Genomic DNA, 1223 nt, shown 5'->3' with positions numbered 1-1223 from the left:
CCTCAAGACATTGGCCGCACAGAACGGGGTTTCGCTGTTCGCCAGCTGGCACTCGCGCTATGCGCCGGCCGTAGAGGCCGCGCGTGCATTCCTCGACAAAGCCAAGATCAGGTCGGCCGCCATCAACTGGAAGGAAGACGTGCGCCGCTGGCACCCGAACCAGGAATGGATCTGGGCTCCCGGCGGTTTCGGCGTCTTCGATCCCGGCATCAACGCGCTGTCGATTGCCACCCATATCCTGCCGGCGATGTTCATCACCTCGGCGGTGCTGGATTTTCCCGAAAACCGCGCCTCCCCGGTTGCCGCGCGCGTCGCCTTCCGCACCTCGAACGGGTTGCCGGTGACGATGGACCTCGACTGGCTGCAGACAGGCCCGCAAAGCTGGGACATCCTGGCCGACACCGACAAGGGCGCGATGGTGCTGTCGGGCGGCGGCTCGAAGCTCGCCATCGACGGCAAGGTGGTTCATGACGAGCCGGAGGCCGAGTACCCGATGCTCTACAAGCGCTTCGCCGAGATCGTCCGCGCCGGCACCTCCGATGTCGATCTGGCGCCGCTGCAGCATGTCGCTGACGCCTTCATGCTCGGCAAGCGCAACGTGGTCGAGGCGTTCTTCGATTGACAATGGGCTGTGAAGAGCGACCTCGCTCCGATCCCCACTTTCCGGATCATTTGCGAAGGGCGCGCCGCCCCTCATTGTCCTGCCGGACATTTCTCCCCGTATAGTGACGGGGAGAAAGGGGCAATGGCGACGCCGGCGTTCGCCCTGCAAGGTCGCCGATTGACGAAATCGTCAGCGACGGCGTCCTTCTCCCCGTCACTATACGGGGAGAAGATGCCGGCAGGCAGATGAGGGGCGGCGCCAGCCTGCAAAACAAGGCACCAGACGATGCTCCTCACTTCGCCACCGCCACAAAGTTCGGCTCCAACGCAATGAAAAAAGGCCGCCGGGTCGCCCCGACGGCCTTTTTTTGCCTGAGATTCCAACCGCCGCGCTTACTGCGCGGCGGTTGTCATGTCGGCCAGCATCGGCTCGGCGACTTCCGCACCCGAGGCCTTGCGGCGCTCGTCGATGATCAGTTCGTCGCGCGAGGTGGCGATGCGCCGGATCTGGCTCATCGTGCCGCCGGTACCGGCCGGGATCAGCCGGCCGACGATGACGTTTTCCTTCAAGCCCTGCAGCATGTCGGTCTTGCCGGCAACCGCAGCCTCCGTCAGCACCC

At 64.7% G+C, this 1223-nt stretch carries 2 protein-coding genes; one reads left to right on the top strand and one right to left on the bottom strand.

The window, feature by feature from the left end; translation table 11 throughout:
- Positions 1-622, top strand: a 622-nt coding sequence (locus tag EN893_RS34645; protein WP_128362192.1) for a gfo/Idh/MocA family oxidoreductase, incomplete at its 5' end; no start/stop codon positions are given.
- A 374-nt stretch (positions 623-996) separates the two neighbouring features.
- On the opposite strand, the gene EN893_RS34635 is transcribed toward EN893_RS34645, so the two are convergent.
- The coding region (locus EN893_RS34635; RefSeq protein ID WP_164901416.1) for a hypothetical protein at positions 997-1223 on the bottom strand (227 nt) is incomplete at its 5' end.

It is taken from the genome of Mesorhizobium sp. M7A.F.Ca.CA.004.04.2.1 (genome assembly GCF_004022825.1).
Taxonomy (GTDB): Bacteria; Pseudomonadota; Alphaproteobacteria; order Rhizobiales; family Rhizobiaceae; genus Mesorhizobium.
This window is presented reverse-complemented; position numbering and strand designations above follow the sequence as displayed.